Genomic DNA, 18,782 nt, shown 5'->3' with positions numbered 1-18,782 from the left:
GCAATCTATTTGATTTCTGATTGGAGCGGAATAATCGTAAAGCTAACTTTAGTGCCGCTACCTTCTGCACTTTCAATCCGCAAGCCAGCTTCGTGCCCATAATGAAGCTGTAGCCGATTATGCACATTACGCAATCCGTAGCTGCTGCCTGCCGAGTCATTATTCTTCAGCGGATCAATGCCCAAATTTGCGCTTATCTTCTCCCTTAGCAGCTCCACTCTTTCCTTACTCATGCCGACACCATCATCCTGAACAATAAATGTTATACGCTCTCCCGCAGACAACGCTTTAACAATAATGCTTCCTTTACCCTCTCTTTTCAAAATGCCATGAAGCATCGCATTTTCAATTAGCGGCTGGAGCAGCAGCTTCAGCATTCTCAGATCCAGCAGCTCCGCCGGAATATCCGCCTCGTAATCGAATTTATCTGGATATCGAATGGACTGAATCTTCACATAATGATCTACATGCAGAATTTCTTGGCTGATTGCACAATATTCCTGTCCCTTATTTAAACTGAACCGAAGAAAATCACTCAATGAGCCAACCATATCCGCGATTCTTTCTTCTCCCTTCATTAGCGCCATCCAGTGGACTGACGACAACGTATTATATAGAAAATGCGGATTGATCTGCGCTTGAAGCGCCGACATATCTGCTTCCTTCTTCAACGCTTCGTTCAGCTTCACCTCATCGGTTAAATTAATAATTCGCGAGCTCATCCGATTATAGCTAATAATCAGTTGTCCAACCTCATCGATTGATGTGACGGGCAGTGTCGGCAGCGGCTCGTCCGGGCTGGAATTTCTAAGAAACTTCGTTAATGCAGACAGCGGTTTCGTCACCTTTTGAATAAGTACAAGGACGAAAGCGATGACAAAGAGCATGGAAATGCTGACTGCAATTGCAGTTAACGTTAAAAAATACTGGTTCTGCGCTCTGTAAGCTTTTGCCGGAATGATCCCTACGAGCCTCCAGTGAACATTCGGCATCTGATAGTACAGTACTGTACTCCGTTCCTCCGCTTCCCGGTAATCGAACGAACCCGATTTCCCCTTGAAATCAACTATTCCGGGGAAATACTCGTTTAAGTTCTTGTTAGTCGAATATCCTTCTGGCCCAGCCAATATCTGATTTTGTCCGTCCAACAGCAGGGCGACGCCTTCCCCCTCTAGTCCAGCTTGCTTTAAATGGTTAGAGATAACCGATTGCGTCAAGCTAATTTTAAGCATGCCGATACTGTAATATTTGGATGTGCTGCGAATCGGCCGCGACATCGTAATGACATCCTCCTTACCGTCCGACGTAACGAAATGATGCACCGGAGACCACCACTTGGGATATTCCTCATAATAACCGGGATATTCGCTCTGAATATCGGCCCATTCTGATTCAAGGACGGATCTGAAGGAAACCGACGGCTTATTATCTTCATTCGATTCGATCATGACATTGGCGATATATGGTTTGGAAATCGATAATGTTGTAAGTAAATTAACGATCGAGGTTTGCTTTAACAAATCATGTTCCGGTGTTTTCAAATAGCTTTGGACATCCGGGTGGCCGATGAGGAATAGTGATAGATTCTCAACATCGCTCACCATATTTTCCAAATAGGCCCCAATTTGCCGAAGCGTGTTCATGCCTGAACTTTTCGCTTTCTCCTCCGTTAAACTTTCAGCAATATAATAGGAGAACAGTCCCAGAGACAACACCGGTACCAATACCGAAATAATAATCAACAAGCTCAGCTTCTGCTTTAACGATTTACCCAACCAGTTTTCCATCGTATCCTCCGTTCATTACCTTTATGCTCTGTAGCCAAATTGTAGCTTTCATAACTTCTCAGAAAATATGTTTGCGCTTTCATAATACCCTAAGTCACACGTCCCGACTAGAGGCTATTGTTGACTTGATGAAGCATTGGCCCGTATTAAGATGCAGATTATCATAACCTCCGTCTGGGAGAGAGAACTGGATCTTGCCTCAACACAAAAAAAAATAGACCGCCCTCTCGCAAAAGATGGGTCTATTTCTGCCCGTAATACCTGAAAGCCTCCCCACGTTGCAAACAGCAAAAAAAACGGCATTTCTGCCGTTTCTTTTAGGATGGACTCTCAGGGGCTCGAACCCTGGACAAATAGATTAAGAGTCTACTGCTCTACCAACTGAGCTAAGAGTCCATATGAAGTTTGGTGGAGCCAAGGGGGATCGAACCCCTGACCTCATCGCTGCCAGCGATGCGCTCTGACGTGATGGTCAGGGGCACTGCCCTTATAATTATTATATAATGATTATTATCATCTAACTTAGTTTCATCTAAGGATTAGCCTAATTATTAATATTTAAATATATCTTCTACTCCTTTATTCTTCAAATATGCTTGGGTAGGTAAAAATTCAAAGCATTTCTTTGCTGTAACAATCATATTCAACTTAATTAACTGTTGTTCTAAAATTTCCCACAATACCACTAAATAACGAACATCATTAAGAGCATATTGAATTTGATTACTATTCAGTGTGGATTTACTCCAATCAGACATTCGTTGAGATTTATCAAGTGAAATATTTAAACACTCTCTAGTTAAATCCTCTAATGAGCTTTTAACATTTAGTCCATTAATTAATTTATAAGCAATTTTTGTGCAGATTACGTTATTTATGGTTTCAATTTTTAAATGTTTCATTATAAATGAAAGATCAAAAGGTGCATGATGAAAAACTTTTCTCAATCCACTTGTTTCAAAAACTTTCACTAAGTTTTCTGGCCTAATTTGATTATCAATTTGAACAATATAGTACTTCCCTTCTGCCGCTATTTGTACTAAAGATAAGTTGTTTGTAAGAGAACTAAGCCCTGTTGTTTCAGTGTCAATTCCAATATATTCACATTCTAATTTTATTCTTTTTACATCCTCTTCTGAAATATCGCCTTTGCAAACATAAATATTTTCTTTGCTTATCATCATAAATGACTCCAATCTACTTTTACAGCTTCATTTATCAAAGCTTCAATTTCAAATAAGTTGTCATTATAAAGACTATCTCCTTTATCAAGCTTACTATAGATAAAAGAGGGCAACTTTTTTGACTTACCCTTAGTCATTTTGTTTTGAACAAAAATAAGACGATCATCAATACGATACAAAGAGTTTGCCGGAAATCCAGTATGATAGTACAAATCAATACTGCTTTGCGTTTTCCTTCTCTTAACTTGTTCTTTCGCTAAATAAGCTTCTTTCCATGTATTGGAAACATATTTAATAGATTGTTTTAACTCGTCAGGTGCTTGATTATAATGAGCAGCTAATGCAGGTATAAATAATGAATTGGGATCTAATAGTACAATTCTTATCTTACAATTTGATCGGATTAATCTATCTTTTATTTCATCTATATTACTATTTGTCCATGTTCGACCATAAACATGGACAATATCTATGTTTTTTACAGCTTTTTTCAAAAAAAACCCATAGTCAATATCGCTGATACCAAAAAAAATTGATTCAATGCCTGTTCGATCTATATCTTTTTTTAGGTTTAATTTACTTAGTATTACATCAACCAACTTATCTTTTAAAATATATTCTTGAACAAGTCCAAATACACCAGTAAAGAAAAATGCAGTACCTAAATTTTCGATAACCCCTTGCCAAATACCTTCACCAATTAGTTCAGCTAGATACAAAAGTAATATCCCACCAGTGAATGTTACAATAACAGAAAGCCAAAATCTTGAGCGATAAATATCTCTAATCATTTCTATTTCCATCTCCTTGAACAGCTAAGTATCTAAAAAAATACTAAACAAAAGATAATATCCATACTTATCAAGTATCTCTCACGAAATTAATTTCTGCCGTTTCTTTTAAGTAGTTCTCTGTTACGTCCAGTAATTATTAGTTAAACGGATACTTTTGACTTAGACATGCTAGATTGCACAATGAAGATTTCGAACTATATAGGTATCTTTTTCTTTACGAAGCTGAGAATTATTTCAAGTTACTCTTAGTCCCTTTTTCTATCCTAGAACACTCCAACCCACTTTTTTCTCGGCTTACTTCTAAGCAAATGCTTAAATAAACTCCCCAGTATCTTTAAACGCTGATTGTATATGATATAAAAAGTGACTAACGATTAATAATCAAATACTTTAATAACTAAGAAAATTATATTACCATACTACTCTTCCACCTTTTTAACCTATCATCCAACGACAGCCCATTAATCAACTTAATATTAAGTCTATCAGCAGCCTCTTTCGCATGCTTAGTAAAATTACTCGTAGTTACAATCCAAGCATCATAACAGCCATGCACCTGTTTACCGGCTTTCAGACGCAATACAATATCATTTCCAACATCCTTCTTCCAACGCTTACACTGCACGGCGATTTTATACCCCTCTTTGCCTTTGAGGATTAAATCCACTTCATGATCACCAGATCCTCCGACTCGTTGTACGGTATAACCTTGATCTATGTAATACAGCTCCATTAACCTCTCAAAATCTGTGCCTGACAATGTCCTTACGTCTGCTTTCAAAATCTGTGTATCCGTCAGTTTTTTGGTAGAAGCCTTAGTCGATGTACTACGAACACTAGTCTTGGTCCTTCCTACGCTACTCTGTTTTGCATTATTCGTTCCAGATACTCTTCTTACTTTCTTATCCTTACGCCGCTTACGAGTCCACATGCCTCCGAAGATTTCCCCGAGAATGACCGAACCTAGTAGAATTCCTAAAAAGAACCCCCAGTGCAACCCCGGAATACTAAAGTAAATCCCTAAACCTCCAAGAATAAACAGTCCTCTTACTACATAAGCCACCTGCCTACCTTCTGCATAATACGTTTTGGCCATTATTAACCCACTCTCATGGTGTAATATATTCGTTGCAAAATCAATAAGGACTATCTACCTAGAACATTCGATATTTCACTTGATCATTCTTCTATATTTGCTATATTTCGGTTCAAGTTTCTCTACTATATCATAAGTTTGTATATATTTGGTATGATAAAAAGCCCCCACATAATACTGAGGGCCTACTCTATTTCACTGAGATTTAATTAACTTCTGAATTTAGTGAATGTTCTATAACTAATTCTGTTCTATATTAGTATGATGCGACAGTGCCTTACCTAAAACATTATCACAAGCATTCAAATCATTACCTTTTAGACTACTTGCATTAGCAGTCGCTAAAAACAAGCTTATGTTCAATTTCAACGTCAGTTCTACTGAGTCTCGGTAGATCCTAACGCACTCGATGATCGTACTAAGCATCATTTTCTTCTTAGCAGTAGATGCTTTCTTAAACAGCTCGCGCCAAACAGGAATATAGGTCTGGAGAGCCTGTATTTCAACATGCTCTACCTTTTTAGAATTGAGCTCCTGTTCGGACTTCTCTAGCTTTGCTAGTAATAAGGATACCTCACTCTCTTTCTCCTTAACCTTTCGTTTACCATCTCTCTATCAAGGGGGCTTTTTCCCATGATGACATTTAACACCTCATCTTTGAGACTTGTTAGCTCCATTTTGGCTTTATGCGTCAGCTTTTGAAGCTTTCGTAAAGCTTTTTCCTCGTCTCCTGAGTTTCTACTTTTTATTTGTTCTATTTGCTCTTTCAAGTCCACTGTTTCTAGTTGATCCAGATAAGCATATATTTCATCTAGCACAATCCCTTCCAGACAGATCGGGGAATGGATTGTTTTACCATTACATTTCACCTTTTGAAGTGCCTTCCCTGAACAGCGATACTTAGCCTCACGCTTCACTATTTCCGTACCATCTTTACGAGTATACTTTTTTGTGTTCCAAGTTGTTGTTAGTGGATTTCCGTAATGACCACATCTCGCCATTCCAACCAACAGTAATGACCCCTTCGTATTTCTAAGTACACATTCGATGCCTTCTTCTTTGTATTCTCGGGATTTCTCTTTTCGCGTATAGCTTGGACTTGAGCCAATTTAGCCTCATCTATAATAACCAGTTCTGCATTCTGTTTCCTAGAAAAAACTTCTTTATCAGTTCCTCTTCCGTAAACTGTGTACCCTTTATACATAGGGTTACGTAGATCGACACTGACCGAGTTAGATGCCCAAGCTTTACTTTTGTTTGTTTTAATCCCTTTTTCATTAAGCATCTTGGCGATCAGATATTGTCGGTATCCTTCCTGAATCTACCCATCATATTTTCTTGCTATAATAAAAATTAAAATAAATGAAAACAAAAAAGAAACAGCACCTCGTCTGTTTCTTTAACTATGAATTGTCTTTGATCAGAGTCAATATTCATAATATTAGGTTTTATGGAATCAATCAGGTAAAAACAAGAACATCCGTGCTTACTATATTCCCATAATATGCTATACTTATCGAGCAATAGAACGGCTTGCAAGGGCGGTCGGCTAATCTCCCCGAAGGGAGGTGATGCCATGGAGGTTTATCAAGCGTTGTCACTGATGTTCATGTTCGGCATGTTCATTATTGCTTTGCTAAATTACCTCAAAAAGAAATAGACCGCCCTAGTCCAAAGGATGCGGTCTATTTCTGCCCGTAATACCTGAAAGCCGCCGCCCTTAAAAGCGGCTATTGCACTGGGAGCCGTGTTTCCGCACGGCTCTCTTTGCATTGTACGATTTATCTACCCAAACTATACCACGATCAAAACCAAATAAAAAGTCACTCCGCTTCCTGAATAACAAAAAAACGGCATTTCTGCCGTTTCTTTTAGGATGGACTCTCAGGGGCTCGAACCCTGGACAAATAGATTAAGAGTCTACTGCTCTACCAACTGAGCTAAGAGTCCATATGAAGTTTGGTGGAGCCAAGGGGGATCGAACCCCTGACCTCATCGCTGCCAGCGATGCGCTCTCCCAGCTGAGCTATGGCCCCAAACGTAATTTTCAGATGTATGAAATCACACATTCTAAAATTTAGTTCGGTGTATTTAAGTCATTCTGACAAATCCAAGCGCCGTAGGCGACTCCTATATAATATAAAAAATCGCCTTCGCTGTCAACACTTTTTTTTGGTCATTAGACAAGCCACATCCCTACAATCTTTCCAGATCCCCAGTGCTCTTAGATAACAGACCCTTCAGTTCCTTCATAAACATGTTAATATCCTTGAACTGGCGGTATACGGACGCAAAGCGAACGTAGGCGACCTCATCTACTGGATAGAGCTGTTCCATAACCAATTCACCGATCTGTTGGCTCTCTACCTCAGCTACGGCGATGCCGCGAAGGGATTTCTCCACCTCAGAGACGATCTTCTCTAGACGTTCTACAGAGACGGGTCGTTTCTCGCAAGCCCGGATTAAACCACGCAGAATTTTATCGCGGCTGAATTCCTCACGGCTGCCGTCTTTTTTGATTACGATTAACGGTGTTTCTTCGATCATTTCAAAGGTTGTAAACCGTTTGCTGCAACGCTCGCATTCACGCCTGCGGCGGATGGACTTATTCTCATTCGCTGGTCGCGAGTCAAGAACTTTAGTATTTGTGTGATCGCAGTAAGGGCATTTCATAAGCTTCATCACTTCCTATTACATAATGTTTTTTGTCCCCGGTTTGTTAAACAACCGGCTTTTAAAGGGCTATTTCATTTTTTCCAGAAATCACCGTTTTTTTATTGTAATGATTATGGCAAGTCCGGCACATAATACAGTTACCAACAGAGGAGGTGAACAGCAATGAGCCAAAACAACAGCTCCAATAACCTTGTAGCTCCAAATTCCCGTGGTGCTTTGGAACAACTTAAATATGAAGTTGCCCAAGAACTCGGAATCACGCTTTCCCCAGATGGTTACCAAGGCAATAAAACTTCTTATGAAAATGGTTCGATCGGTGGTTACATCACTAAACGTCTTGTAACCCTGGCAGAACAACAATTGGCAGGTCAATACAAATAACCTGTCCACATAAGCTTACTGAAGAAGTATTAAACGACTCACAGGTCGTTTAATGCTTCTTTTTATACATAACACGGTTTAAAATTCATTGTAAATATCCGTGTACTGATCATAGTAATAGTTGACGCGCTGAACATAATGGCGGGTCTCACCAAACGGAATATCCTTAATCGTAGCATCCGTCCCATCCCAGATCCCCTCATCCAGCCATTTTTGAACTTTACCCGGTCCAGCATTATAGGCAGCGATAACCGCTGTACGTTTACCTTCGAATTGACGGGATAATGTTGAAAGATACCAGGTACCTAGCTCAATATTTGCTGATGGTTCATGCTTAAGCTCCTCCATAGAAACATCAGGAAGCTTGGCCTTTTCAAGGGCCCATTTGGCGGTATCCGGCATAAGCTGCATTAAACCTATAGCACCTTTTTTGGATTCTCGTCCAGTTTTGAAGTTCGTTTCCACTCGGATAATCGAAGCCACTAGAAATGGGTCTATATCGTACGTAATGCTGTGCTTACGGATCTCATCTTTATAATGGATCGGATAAAACCAGGACATCCAGTTCGTACTCAGAAACAATATCGCAGTAAAACCAATAAATAATAGAAGAAGGACTCTTTTTTTACGTAACCATTTCATGATAAGCCCAGCCTGTCCCAAAGAACAGCAACCTGTTGCTCAGTGTGCGCAAGTTCGCCACTGTTGTCAATGATATAGTCCGCTTTGTTACGCTTTGCTTCAATATCCATCTGTGCATTTAAGCGTGCTTCTGCTTGTTCTAAAGAAAGTCCGTTACGTTCCATTAATCGAGCGATTTGCACTTCACGAGGCACGTAGACCACCAGTATTTCATGGAACATGTTCTCGAGTCCTGATTCGAAAAGAAGAGGGATATCCACAATTGTTAACTTCTTTGGATCTTCTACCTCCAGGCTGTTCATACGTTCTTTAATTTCCCGCCGGATTGCGGGATGCGTCAGATTGTTCAGGGCTTGCAGGGCCGCTGGGTCTTGAAATACAATGTCCCCCAGCTTGCCCCTATTCAGGGTGCCATCCGGAGAGAGGATCTCGCTTCCGAATTGTTTCACAGCCGCAGCCAGCACCTCATGACCGGGGAGCATAACTTCTCTGGCGATCACATCCGCGTCAACCAGCCTCGCTCCCTTGCTCACAAGCAGTGCAGACACCGTGCTTTTTCCGGATGCAATGCCTCCGGTTAAGCCAATAATCATGTACTCACCTCATAATAGCTTCAGTATTCCCATTGTAATTAATAATAACGCGGGTAGTGCAGCAGCATGCTTCATCCAGTAGTTCCCGGCGAATCTTAATCCAGTCTTCATGCCCAGCAATAGAAATGTACCACTAAACAGAGCAATTGTAAGTGATGTCCATATCGGATTGAACCCCAGCAATGCTGCGCCAAGTCCAGCTCCAAAAGCATCTAGAGAGAGGGCAATCCCGAGCAGCATAGCTTCCATCGAAGAAATACTTCCGGAATCATCCATATCTGCAGAAGACGGAGTACGTAGGATCTGTACAACAATCCCCAACCGTCGTAGCTCAAGGGAAAAGACAGCCGACTTTGCCTGTTCAGGAGCCATGGCAACCTGTTCTACAACATCTTCAGTAACAACAGCTACCTCTGCCCGAGCTTCTGTGGATAGTACATTTTCTTCACTATCTACTTTATGCTCACCTGTCTGTTCCTTCTCCTTCTGCATTAGCATCTGGACGAGCGACCAGCACCCCATTAGCACAAGTATAACAGCGCCAACCTCAGAAGCTGCATGTGGAGACACTACCTTGGCAAGCAGAACACCCACTTGCATAGATACACAGATAACTACCCCCGAACAAAGCGAGATAATCAGAATGGAGAGCAATGGTATTTTCATTTTACGCAGTCCATATGTAATACCAACGCCAAAACCATCCAGACTCAAAGCAAAAGCTAGTAATATTAGTGAAAAAAATGGGCTGAGCACCCGCAATCCCTCCTGTGAAGAACCGGAACACTGAAGATTACATTTCATTCAGCTTCCGTTCTCTATTAAGCATTCTTCACACAGTATATGGGCGGGACAAGTAGTGGGTGCCAACCTAATTAATTCTTCAGTTTTCTGACTTACGCTGACAGCTTGGACAATAATGCGTGCCGCGGCCACCTACAACGGTTTTCTCAATCATCGTTCCACAGTGGTTACACGGCTGATCTTTACGACCGTAAATCAACAGCTGCTGCTGATAAGTGCCACTCTCACCTTGACCATTCACATATGATTTTACAGATGAACCACCAGCGTTTACCGCTTCCGTCAGCGTACTGACAATAGCGTGATGTAGCTGATCAAGTTGCTCATCCGAAAGATCTTTAGCGCTGACTTCAGGATGTATCCCTGCACGATGCAGCGACTCATCTACATAAATATTACCTATGCCCACGATATATTCCTGATTCAGCAGCAGCGATTTAATTTTTGTGCTTTTGCCTGATACAATCTGCTTAAACTTCTCCGGCGTAAAGGATGGCTCCAGCGGCTCCTGTCCTAGCTTATTAAGAGGAGGCAACTGCAGGTCTTCACCAATCTGAAAAAGATGCATCGTACCAAACTGACGAACATCCGTGTAACGCAGCTCAGTACCATCGGTAAAATGGAATATCACATGCGTATGCTTGTCCAGTGGATCTTCGTTCGAAAAAAGTCCGTAACGGCCCTCCATCCGTAAATGAGATACCAGCACCAGACCGTCTAACACGATACGCAAAAATTTCCCTCTTCGTTCAACATTAACAATGCTATGACCTGTGAGCAGGTTGGCAAAAGCCTGAATATCATCCGGCCGCTGAATAATCCGGGCCAACCGGACGGTTACATTCTCTATCTGCTTTCCATTAACTAAATCATTCAGTGTTCTCTTGACTGTCTCTACTTCCGGTAATTCCGGCATGATGTCTTCACCTCAACTACATTATAGCTGATATACACACCTTAAAGGGAGCCTATTTCGCTTCGTACCAGTTGCTGCCAAAACTTACCTCTGCTTTAAGCGGCACAGATAACTGCAATGCTCCACCCATGACTTCCGGCAAAAGCGTCTTCATGAGCTCCATTTCATCCTCTGGCACCTCGAATACAAGCTCATCGTGCACCTGAAGCAGCATACGGCTCTTTAGCCCACGCTCGAAAAGCGCCTTATCCATATGCACCATCGCCAGCTTAATAATATCAGCTGCAGTTCCTTGTATAGGTGTATTCATTGCCGTACGTTCCGCAAACGAACGTAGATTAAAGTTCTTTGCATTAATCTCAGGCAAGTACCGACGACGTTCCAGCAGCGTGGTTACATATCCATGTTTCCTTGCATCAACTACGATATCATCCATATATCGACGCACACCTTGGTATACCTCAAAATACTGCTCAATGAATTGAGCGGCTTCTTTACGAGGAATATTCAAGTTCTGCGACAGACCATAATCACTGATGCCGTACACGATACCAAAGTTAACGGCTTTAGCAGCACGACGCATATTGCTATCAACCTGATCGTTAGTAACTCCAAATACATCCATCGCTGTTTTCGTGTGAATATCCATATCATGGAGAAAAGCTTCCTTCATCCGCTCATCACCGGAGATATGCGCTAGCACCCGAAGTTCAATCTGAGAATAATCCGCCGCAAGAATGGACCAACCCGGTTCGGATGGAACAAACACTTTACGGATTTTGCGCCCTTCCTCTAGGCGGATAGGAATGTTCTGCAGGTTCGGATATTGACTGCTGAGACGTCCGGTAGCCGCAATCGTCTGCCGATAGAAGGTATGCACCTTTCCTGTTTTCGGAGATATTTCTTTAAGAAGTCCTTCTACGTATGTAGACTGGAGCTTCGCAATCGTGCGATATTGCAAAATCAAACGTACCACGTCATGATAAGGCGCTAGTTTCTCAAGCACCTCAGCATCGGTGGAATAGCCTGTCTTCGTCTTCTTAACAACAGGTAAACCTAGCTTAACGAATAAAATCTCACCCAGTTGCTTTGGTGAATTCAAATTGAACTCCGTGCCACTTAATTCATATATTTCAGTGACCAGCTTGGAAATCTGAGCTTCGAATTCTTTTCCTAACTCTTTAAGATCCCCTTCGTTGACTGCAATCCCCTGTTTCTCCATATCCGCAAGAATACGTGATAATGGCATTTCGAGATCCTCGAACAGTCCGGTCATTGCCGTTTCAATCAATTCCTGCTGTTGTTTCTGGGCGATACCAAGTACCGCAGCACTCTTACGTGCGACGTGATTTCCTAAGATCTCAAGCTCAGGAATCTTATATTTGGCCCCTTTACCAAATACATCTTCATCAGGTGACAACCTTGGCAAGCCGTATTTCGTAGCGAGATCGTTCAGGTTCTGATTAGCTTCCGTCGGATCCAGCAAATAAGCCGCCAGCTGCACATCATGCGCTGCACCTGCAAAAGCAATCCCCTGCCAATGCAGTGCCAAATCAGCACGGTGAAGATCATATCCGCTCTTCGGAGCCTTCTCATCTCCTAACCAGTCGCGTAGCTTCGCGGCCGCTGGTTTCTGTAGTAATTCAAACGGCACATAATAATGTCGCTCCAAAGTAGATAGCCCTACCCCGATCACCTCGGCACGATGCGGATTATCCCCATTGGATTCCACATGCAGCGCTGAAATACTAGGCAGCGCTTCACTTAGCGCCTCAAGTTCATCTTCACTCACGATCGAAATATCGAGTGTTGCAGCTTCTACTTCCGTTGCACCCTCTTCTCCATCAGCTACTGGAGCATAGGCACTTAGTGATAACCTTTCCAGAAGTGATTTGAATTCTAATTTTGCGAGTGCGGGTCCTGCTGTATCCGCAGAAATCCCGTTAAAGATCATATCTTCCCACGAATGCTCAAGAGGCACTTCACGATAGATGGTTGCCAACTTCTTACTCATGACAGCGTCTTCCGCATGTGCTTCGAGCTTTTCTTTCATTTTACCTTTAAGCTCACCGGTTCCTGCTAATACACCTTCAACGGATCCGAATTGATGCAACAGCTTGAGCGCTGTTTTCTCACCAACACCCGGAACGCCTGGAATGTTATCACTCGCATCACCCATCAGTCCCTTAAGGTCTATGATCTGCTCTGGTGTCAGGTCATATTTCTCACGAATTTGTTCTGGTCCATAAAGCTCGACCTCAGTAACTCCTTTGCGGATCAACGCAACGGTCGTGTGTTCGGAAGCCAATTGAAGCATATCCTTGTCTCCCGACACGATCATAACCTGCCGGCCTGCTTCATCTGCTTGGCGAGAAATGGTTCCAATAATATCATCGGCCTCATAATTGCCGATTTCAAACTGCGGTACACCTAGATTTCTGAGCAAATCCTTCAATAGTGGAAACTGCTCGGAGAGCTCGGGAGGTGTCTTTTGCCGACCGCCTTTATAATCCTCATAGCCTTCATGCCGGAATGTGACTTTCCCTGCATCGAAGGCAACAATCATATGTGTCGGCTTGTGTTCTTCAATTAAACGGAGCAGCATAGTGGTAAAACCGTACACCGCATTCGTCTGTTGCCCTGCTGTATTCGTTAGCGGAGGCATCGCGAAGAATGCGCGGTAAATAATATTGTTTCCATCTATAAGTATCAACTTGTCCATAGTGCACCTCGCCTTTTTCATGCTTACTTCTTACATCTTAACATATGGCCTGTCCAAGTAGAAACGGCTATACAACAAGTAGCCGTCCTAATATAAGGACGGCTACTCAATTTACCTAAAAATAAACAAAAGATGTGAAGGTGCAAGTAATGGAGGAGAAGTTTGGAGACAACAACGGCCGAAAGTCCAAACATTCTCCGCAGTTACGACAATTACCAAACATCTTTTGAATCAAAGCTATTCATTCAAATCTGGACGGCTACCGGTAACCAGGTAAACTACGCTTTCGCCAATGTTAGTGGCGTGATCGCCAATCCGTTCGATATAACGGCCTACCAGCGTCAATAACATAGCTTGGGATACGGTTTCCGGCTTTGTTACCATATAAGAATACAACTCATTGATCATCGCACCATACAATTGATCGACCTGATCATCATCCTGAGCCATTTTATAAGCCAGATCAGTATTCTCATCCAGGTAAGATTGAATGGCCTCATCGATCATAATCGTCACGATTTCAGCCATGCGAGGAATGTCAACAAGCGGCTTAATCAGCGTTTGTCCTTGAAGACGCATGGTCGCTTTTGCTACATCAAGCGCCAGATCACCCATACGTTCCAAATCGCTTGATATTTTAAAGGCAACGATAATGCGGCGCAAATCCTTAGCTACAGGCTGCTGAGTAATAATTAAGCGTGAGCCAATTTCCATGATTTTATCTTCCATGGCATTCAACTGTAGATCCGCTTCAACAACTTCTTGTGCGAGCGTTGTATCTAGATTTTGTAATGCCTTAATTGCGCCTTCAAGAGCATCCTTAACATGCTCACCCATCTGCTGCAGCAGACTGCGCAGTTCTTCCAAGTCTTTATCAAATTCTTTTCTGCGAATCATAATAAGAGCGATCCTCCTCATTAACGTATGGTCAGCTTGCCATTTCCAGGGACGAACACCCTTTTAAATCTGATCAGCCGAAACGTCCGGAAATATAATCTTCAGTGCGGGAATCTTTAGGGTTCGAGAAAAGCACCTCTGTGTCCGCCGCCTCTACAATTACACCATTTAAGAAAAACACGGTTCGACCGGATACACGTGCGGCCTGATGCATGTTATGAGTTACCATAACAATGGTATACTCACTTCTTAGTTCCTGAACAAGCTCTTCTATCTTGAGAGTGGATACAGGGTCGAGGGCAGAGGTTGCCTCATCCATTAGCAGAATATCAGGCTGTACCGCTAACGCTCTAGCAATACAAAGCCGCTGCTGCTGTCCACCAGACAAGCTAAGGGCAGATTTCTTCAGAAAATCTTTCACTTCCTCCCATAGGGCGGAGTGACGCAAGCTTTTTTCTACGATCTCATCCAGTTCACTTTTGGAACGGATGCCGTGTAAACGGGGACCGTAAGCTACATTGTCGTAAATCGACTTAGGAAAAGGATTCGGCTGTTGAAACACCATACCGACCTGCTTACGCAGGCTTTCCACCTCTACCTCATCACTATAAATATTTTTGCCACCGATGTTTACAGTTCCTTCTATACGTGTGCCAGGAATCATATCATTCATACGATTCAATGTGCGAAGCAACGTGGATTTCCCACAACCGGAAGGTCCAATAAAAGCGGTAACTTGTTTCTCCGGGATTTGCAGATTCACATTCTTCAGTGCGTGGAACGACTCATAGTAGAGATCAAGATTCTCTATGTCAATGATGGATTTCATTAGTGTTTACGTCTCCTTCTCATCATCTTCGATCTCCATGATAAGCTTTTAGTGTAAATACAGTTGGAGAGAAATGTTAACGCAATGTAAAATCAGTGAGATGAATGGGTCCACATCACAGTATTTCCCCAGAAGCCAACTAGTACTCCGAGCATTTCTTATTTATGAAAAGTATAGAAAAAATAGAACTCCAGTCACTCTAAATGACCGGAGCTCTTTTTTTATTAACCACTAATTTATAGCCTACGCCTCGAATCGAATCGATATGAACGGATTCTGGATCCAGCTCAAGCTTTTTACGAAGTGAACTCACATGCACGTCCACCGTACGCTGCCCGCCAATATAATCAAAGCCCCATACAGCATTCATGAGATCATCTCTCGTCAACACAACTCCTGGCTTACGAGCCAAATATAATAGCACTTCGAACTCTTTCGGCCGCAAATTAATACTATGACCACCGAGGGAGACTTCATATCTCTCAGGGTAAATCTCTAATTGACCTAAAATAATGGTAGAAGCAGAGATAGGTGTTTCTGTCGGTGCTTCCTCAGCAAGTCCAGAAATCCTCCGAAGTACAGCACTTACTCTAGCGAGCAGTTCAGAGACGCCGAATGGTTTGGTTATATAATCATCAGCTCCTGATTTCAGCCCTCTAACTACATCTTCTTCCGCATTTTTGGCGGTCAACACAATAATAGGTGTACGGATACCTTGTCCACGCAATTTATCAAGGATGTCTATGCCATTCATACCTGGCAACATCAGATCTAATACGATCAAGTCAAAAGGTTCCCTCGTCGCACGATCATATCCTGCCGTACCATGATCCTCTACTGTTACCTCGTAACCTTCCTGCGTTAAGTTATAGGACAGCAGCCGGGCCAGTGTCGGTTCGTCTTCAATGACAAGCAATCGTTGAGCCATAGGTTCCCCCGTCTTCCATTTAGTTTGATTTTTACAAAACAACAACAAAACAATCATATCACCACAATGTTAACTCGGTGTAAAATCGATGAGGTGAATTCACAAAAATCTAATCCACCTTTTCTTCCTGCAAGAGCGGCAACTCAATAATAAATGAACTTCCGATCCCCAGATCACTTTTAACCGAAATCACACCATGGTGCAAATCAATCAAGTGCTTCACAATAGACAGTCCCAGCCCCGTTCCACCGGAGCTTCTGGATCTTGCCTTATCCACTCGATAAAAACGTTCAAAAATACGCGGCAGATCCTTTTTGGGAATTCCCATCCCTGTATCGGTAACGGTAAATTGGACATTCTCAGAACCATCTGGCTTCAGTATATTCTTAACATAGACTTTTACGCTACCCCCTTCATGCGTGTAATTAATCGCATTGGAGAGCAAATTCATAAAAATTTGACGTAGTTTATCTTCATCGGCCTCAATGAACAGCTCCTCAGGAACCTCTACGTTAAGACTAATACTTTTCTTCTCAGCCACTTTGCTAATGGTTCCCAGCACGGAATCAAAGAATTCAATGATGTGAACAGGAGAGCAATCGAGTTGCACACGTTTAGATTCGATTTTAGATAATTCAAGAATATCTCCAATCAAGCGATTTAAGCGTTCGTTCTCATCATAAATAATTTGCAAGAAGGAACGGGCGGTCTTCTCATCCTTAACCCCACCACCCAGCAAGGTCTCAGCAAATCCTTTAACAGCGGCAACCGGCGTCTTCAATTCATGGGATACGTTAGCGACAAATTCACTTCGCATCCTCTCCAGGCGACGAATCTCTGTTACTTCCTGCAGCAGGAAGAGCATGCCTCTATACGTCCCATCCTGGATCATAGGCACTGCGTCCATGCGTACAATCCGCTCTCTCGGATTGTAAATACTTCGTTCTTCATGGAGCGGTTCTTTATTCGATACCCCTTCTTCAAGCAGCCGCGTTAACTCATAATGACGCTTTAGCTCCTTGTACGAATGACCCGCCATTTCACTGTTGCTAACATCCAGCATCCGCTCTGAGGCTCGGTTCAGCAGGGCAATTTCTTCGTCCGCATTGATCATTATAATGCCGCCAGTCATATTGTCCAGTACGCTTTGCAGCAAATCCTCATTATCACGAATGGTCTTAAGCTGAGCTTGAAGACTGTCAGCCATGGCATTTATCGCTGTTGCCAGTTGCCCGACCTCATCTTTACGCTTCAAATGGACTCTTGCATCATAATCAAGATCTGTAATACGCCGCGCAACTCTCGTGATTTGTTCAAGCGGTGAAGTCATACTAGATGCCACTTTGTAGCTGACAATAGTTGCTGCCAGGAACAAAATAACTAACCCCCCAGCCATAATCATCCAAGCACGGTTCAGTCCTTCCGCTACTGCATCCAGTCCCATCGAGACCCGAATGTAACCATCAAAACCTTGATTTGAAGTCACTCGCTCTGCTACATATAACATCTCGCGATCTAAAGTTTCGCTGTAACGAATGGCTCGGCCAGTCCCCTCTTTAGCCGCAACAATCTCCTCTTCACGATTAGCGTGATTGTCCATCTCCAGAGGATTTTTCTCTGAATCCCCTAAAACTTTACCTGACTTACTGATAAAAGTAATCCGGGAATCTAGAAGCTCGGCGACATGCTCTGCCTGCTCCGTGTAATACGGAATGGCATTGGTGGCGTTCATATCTACAAATTCCAATGTGCCTGCGAGTAGATTTATTTCCCGGGACATGTTCTCTTCGAGAGCAGCTATATGGGAGCTCTTAAACAGATGAGCCATCGTAAATCCAGTGCCAATCATGGAAATACCGATTAAGGCCATAAGTATAAACGTAAGACGAGCGCGAAACGGTTTCATCTGAAGTGTGCCTCTCCCTTTTTCATTGTATCTTTTATCCTAACTTCATTTTCATCAAAAAACCAGTGCAACTATTTTCGTGACATAAATCCCTACTATAATAGATTATATAAAAATAACAGCCCAAGTTGATTATCTCTGGACTGTTACTTTGTATTACTTTTGTAAAATATTATGATTTCATTCTATACAGGTTGCAAGAAACCACTGATTGCCCTGAGTATCCCTAATCCCCGCTCCTCTTTCCCCATAAGGCTTATCTAATGGTTCTTCAATGATGGATGCCCCGGCATCCAAGCACTTACGAAAGGTCTCATCCACATTTCTTACGTATAGATGAATAGCGAGCTGTACGGGTGAATATTTCTCATTCGCTTCGGAAACCTCAATAATCGAATCTCCTATTCTAAGTTCTGCATGTCTAATCTTGCCTTCATCATTCCGCAGCATATCATTAATTCTTGCATCAAAGCAGTTCACAACAAAATCAATCAATTGATCTGCATCAGCCACAATGAAATACGGAGTAACGTTAAGAAGACCATTTCTAATATAATGTGGTACCATTCGTAAACCTCCTTTAGACAAGCATAAACACCTTCGACGTCACCTATCATATGGACACTA

Annotated in this window: 19 protein-coding genes and 3 tRNA genes; 2 read left to right on the top strand and 20 right to left on the bottom strand. The window is 42.4% G+C overall.

The genetic code is table 11. From position 1 onward, the window contains the following. Positions 1-5: 5 nt before the first annotated feature. The 7 genes from ACN6KS_RS09430 to ACN6KS_RS09400 all read right to left on the bottom strand — a co-directional run bounded on the left by ACN6KS_RS09430 (position 6) and on the right by ACN6KS_RS09400 (position 6,182). Complete coding sequence (locus ACN6KS_RS09430) at positions 6-1,787, bottom strand: sensor histidine kinase (RefSeq protein ID WP_440961859.1); 1,782 nt, start codon at positions 1,785-1,787, stop codon at positions 6-8. A 323-nt stretch (positions 1,788-2,110) separates the two neighbouring features. Further along, positions 2,111-2,183: transfer RNA gene (locus ACN6KS_RS09425), tRNA-Lys, on the bottom strand. A 155-nt stretch (positions 2,184-2,338) separates the two neighbouring features. Then, positions 2,339-2,971, bottom strand: a complete 633-nt coding sequence (locus ACN6KS_RS09420; protein ID WP_440961858.1) for a ribonuclease D — start codon at positions 2,969-2,971, stop codon at positions 2,339-2,341. Then, positions 2,968-3,762 carry a hypothetical protein gene (locus ACN6KS_RS09415; protein WP_440961857.1) on the bottom strand — a complete coding sequence of 265 codons (795 nt, stop codon included), beginning with the start codon at positions 3,760-3,762 and terminating at the stop codon, positions 2,968-2,970. The genes ACN6KS_RS09420 and ACN6KS_RS09415 overlap by 4 nt, the downstream gene beginning before the upstream one ends. A 409-nt stretch (positions 3,763-4,171) precedes the next feature. Then, positions 4,172-4,861 carry a restriction endonuclease gene (locus tag ACN6KS_RS09410; protein WP_440961856.1) on the bottom strand — a complete coding sequence of 230 codons (690 nt, stop codon included), beginning with the start codon at positions 4,859-4,861 and terminating at the stop codon, positions 4,172-4,174. A 557-nt stretch (positions 4,862-5,418) separates the two neighbouring features. Beyond that, entirely contained in the window at positions 5,419-5,871 is a 453-nt protein-coding gene (locus tag ACN6KS_RS09405) for a zinc ribbon domain-containing protein (RefSeq protein WP_440961855.1), read from the bottom strand. Next, positions 5,829-6,182 (bottom strand): recombinase family protein, encoded by a 354-nt coding sequence (locus ACN6KS_RS09400; protein WP_440962384.1) that lies wholly within the window; start codon positions 6,180-6,182, stop codon positions 5,829-5,831. Before ACN6KS_RS09400 ends, ACN6KS_RS09405 begins: the two co-directional genes overlap by 43 nt. A 183-nt stretch (positions 6,183-6,365) precedes the next feature. On the opposite strand from ACN6KS_RS09400, the gene ACN6KS_RS09395 reads away from it, so the two are divergent. Next, positions 6,366-6,521: a putative holin-like toxin gene (locus ACN6KS_RS09395; RefSeq protein ID WP_419886734.1), complete on the top strand. Its 156-nt coding sequence runs from the start codon at positions 6,366-6,368 to the stop codon at positions 6,519-6,521. A 217-nt stretch (positions 6,522-6,738) separates the two neighbouring features. Here ACN6KS_RS09395 and ACN6KS_RS09390 read toward each other — a convergent pair. From ACN6KS_RS09390 to nrdR, 3 genes are all read right to left on the bottom strand, one after another. Beyond that, positions 6,739-6,811, bottom strand: a tRNA-Lys gene (locus ACN6KS_RS09390). A gap of 10 nt (positions 6,812-6,821) precedes the next feature. Continuing rightward, positions 6,822-6,897: transfer RNA gene (locus tag ACN6KS_RS09385), tRNA-Ala, on the bottom strand. A 160-nt stretch (positions 6,898-7,057) separates the two neighbouring features. Then, complete coding sequence (gene nrdR / locus ACN6KS_RS09380) at positions 7,058-7,534, bottom strand: transcriptional regulator NrdR (protein ID WP_341134224.1); 477 nt, start codon at positions 7,532-7,534, stop codon at positions 7,058-7,060. A gap of 165 nt (positions 7,535-7,699) precedes the next feature. Between nrdR and ACN6KS_RS09375 the strand changes: the two genes are divergently transcribed. Continuing rightward, positions 7,700-7,918 carry an alpha/beta-type small acid-soluble spore protein gene (locus tag ACN6KS_RS09375; RefSeq protein ID WP_042126012.1) on the top strand — a complete coding sequence of 73 codons (219 nt, stop codon included), beginning with the start codon at positions 7,700-7,702 and terminating at the stop codon, positions 7,916-7,918. Between the two features lie 78 nt (positions 7,919-7,996). On the opposite strand, the gene ACN6KS_RS09370 is transcribed toward ACN6KS_RS09375, so the two are convergent. The 10 genes from ACN6KS_RS09370 to ACN6KS_RS09325 all read right to left on the bottom strand — a co-directional run bounded on the left by ACN6KS_RS09370 (position 7,997) and on the right by ACN6KS_RS09325 (position 18,722). Beyond that, a complete protein-coding gene (locus ACN6KS_RS09370) occupies positions 7,997-8,560 on the bottom strand; it encodes a lytic transglycosylase domain-containing protein (protein WP_094874029.1) in 564 nt (187 codons plus the stop codon). Beyond that, positions 8,557-9,153, bottom strand: a complete 597-nt coding sequence (coaE, locus tag ACN6KS_RS09365) for a dephospho-CoA kinase (RefSeq protein ID WP_440961854.1) — start codon at positions 9,151-9,153, stop codon at positions 8,557-8,559. Before coaE ends, ACN6KS_RS09370 begins: the two co-directional genes overlap by 4 nt. Before the next feature lie 9 nt (positions 9,154-9,162). Then, positions 9,163-9,909 (bottom strand): MntP/YtaF family protein, encoded by a 747-nt coding sequence (locus ACN6KS_RS09360; protein WP_094874027.1) that lies wholly within the window; start codon positions 9,907-9,909, stop codon positions 9,163-9,165. A gap of 127 nt (positions 9,910-10,036) precedes the next feature. Continuing rightward, on the bottom strand, positions 10,037-10,873 hold the full coding sequence (mutM, locus tag ACN6KS_RS09355) for a DNA-formamidopyrimidine glycosylase (RefSeq protein ID WP_440961853.1): 837 nt from the start codon (positions 10,871-10,873) through the stop codon (positions 10,037-10,039). Between the two features lie 52 nt (positions 10,874-10,925). Then, positions 10,926-13,595 carry a DNA polymerase I gene (gene polA / locus ACN6KS_RS09350; protein ID WP_094874025.1) on the bottom strand — a complete coding sequence of 890 codons (2,670 nt, stop codon included), beginning with the start codon at positions 13,593-13,595 and terminating at the stop codon, positions 10,926-10,928. A gap of 237 nt (positions 13,596-13,832) precedes the next feature. After that, entirely contained in the window at positions 13,833-14,492 is a 660-nt protein-coding gene (phoU, locus tag ACN6KS_RS09345; RefSeq protein WP_094874024.1) for a phosphate signaling complex protein PhoU, read from the bottom strand. A gap of 73 nt (positions 14,493-14,565) precedes the next feature. Then, positions 14,566-15,321: a phosphate ABC transporter ATP-binding protein PstB gene (gene pstB, locus ACN6KS_RS09340; RefSeq protein ID WP_042186541.1), complete on the bottom strand. Its 756-nt coding sequence runs from the start codon at positions 15,319-15,321 to the stop codon at positions 14,566-14,568. Between the two features lie 199 nt (positions 15,322-15,520). After that, positions 15,521-16,249 (bottom strand): response regulator transcription factor, encoded by a 729-nt coding sequence (locus ACN6KS_RS09335; RefSeq protein WP_042125998.1) that lies wholly within the window; start codon positions 16,247-16,249, stop codon positions 15,521-15,523. A 109-nt stretch (positions 16,250-16,358) separates the two neighbouring features. Further along, complete coding sequence (pnpS, locus tag ACN6KS_RS09330) at positions 16,359-18,155, bottom strand: two-component system histidine kinase PnpS (protein WP_094878342.1); 1,797 nt, start codon at positions 18,153-18,155, stop codon at positions 16,359-16,361. 180 nt (positions 18,156-18,335) lie between these two features. Further along, the gene (locus tag ACN6KS_RS09325) at positions 18,336-18,722 is read right to left on the bottom strand and encodes a VOC family protein (RefSeq protein ID WP_094874022.1); all 387 of its coding nucleotides are present in this window, start codon (positions 18,720-18,722) and stop codon (positions 18,336-18,338) included. Positions 18,723-18,782 lie beyond the last annotated feature (60 nt).

It is taken from the genome of Paenibacillus nitricinens, from assembly GCF_052056485.1.
GTDB lineage: Bacteria > Bacillota > Bacilli > Paenibacillales > Paenibacillaceae > Paenibacillus_AQ > Paenibacillus_AQ nitricinens.
Note: the sequence above shows the minus strand (reverse complement) of the source record. Positions and strands in the feature narration are given on the sequence as shown.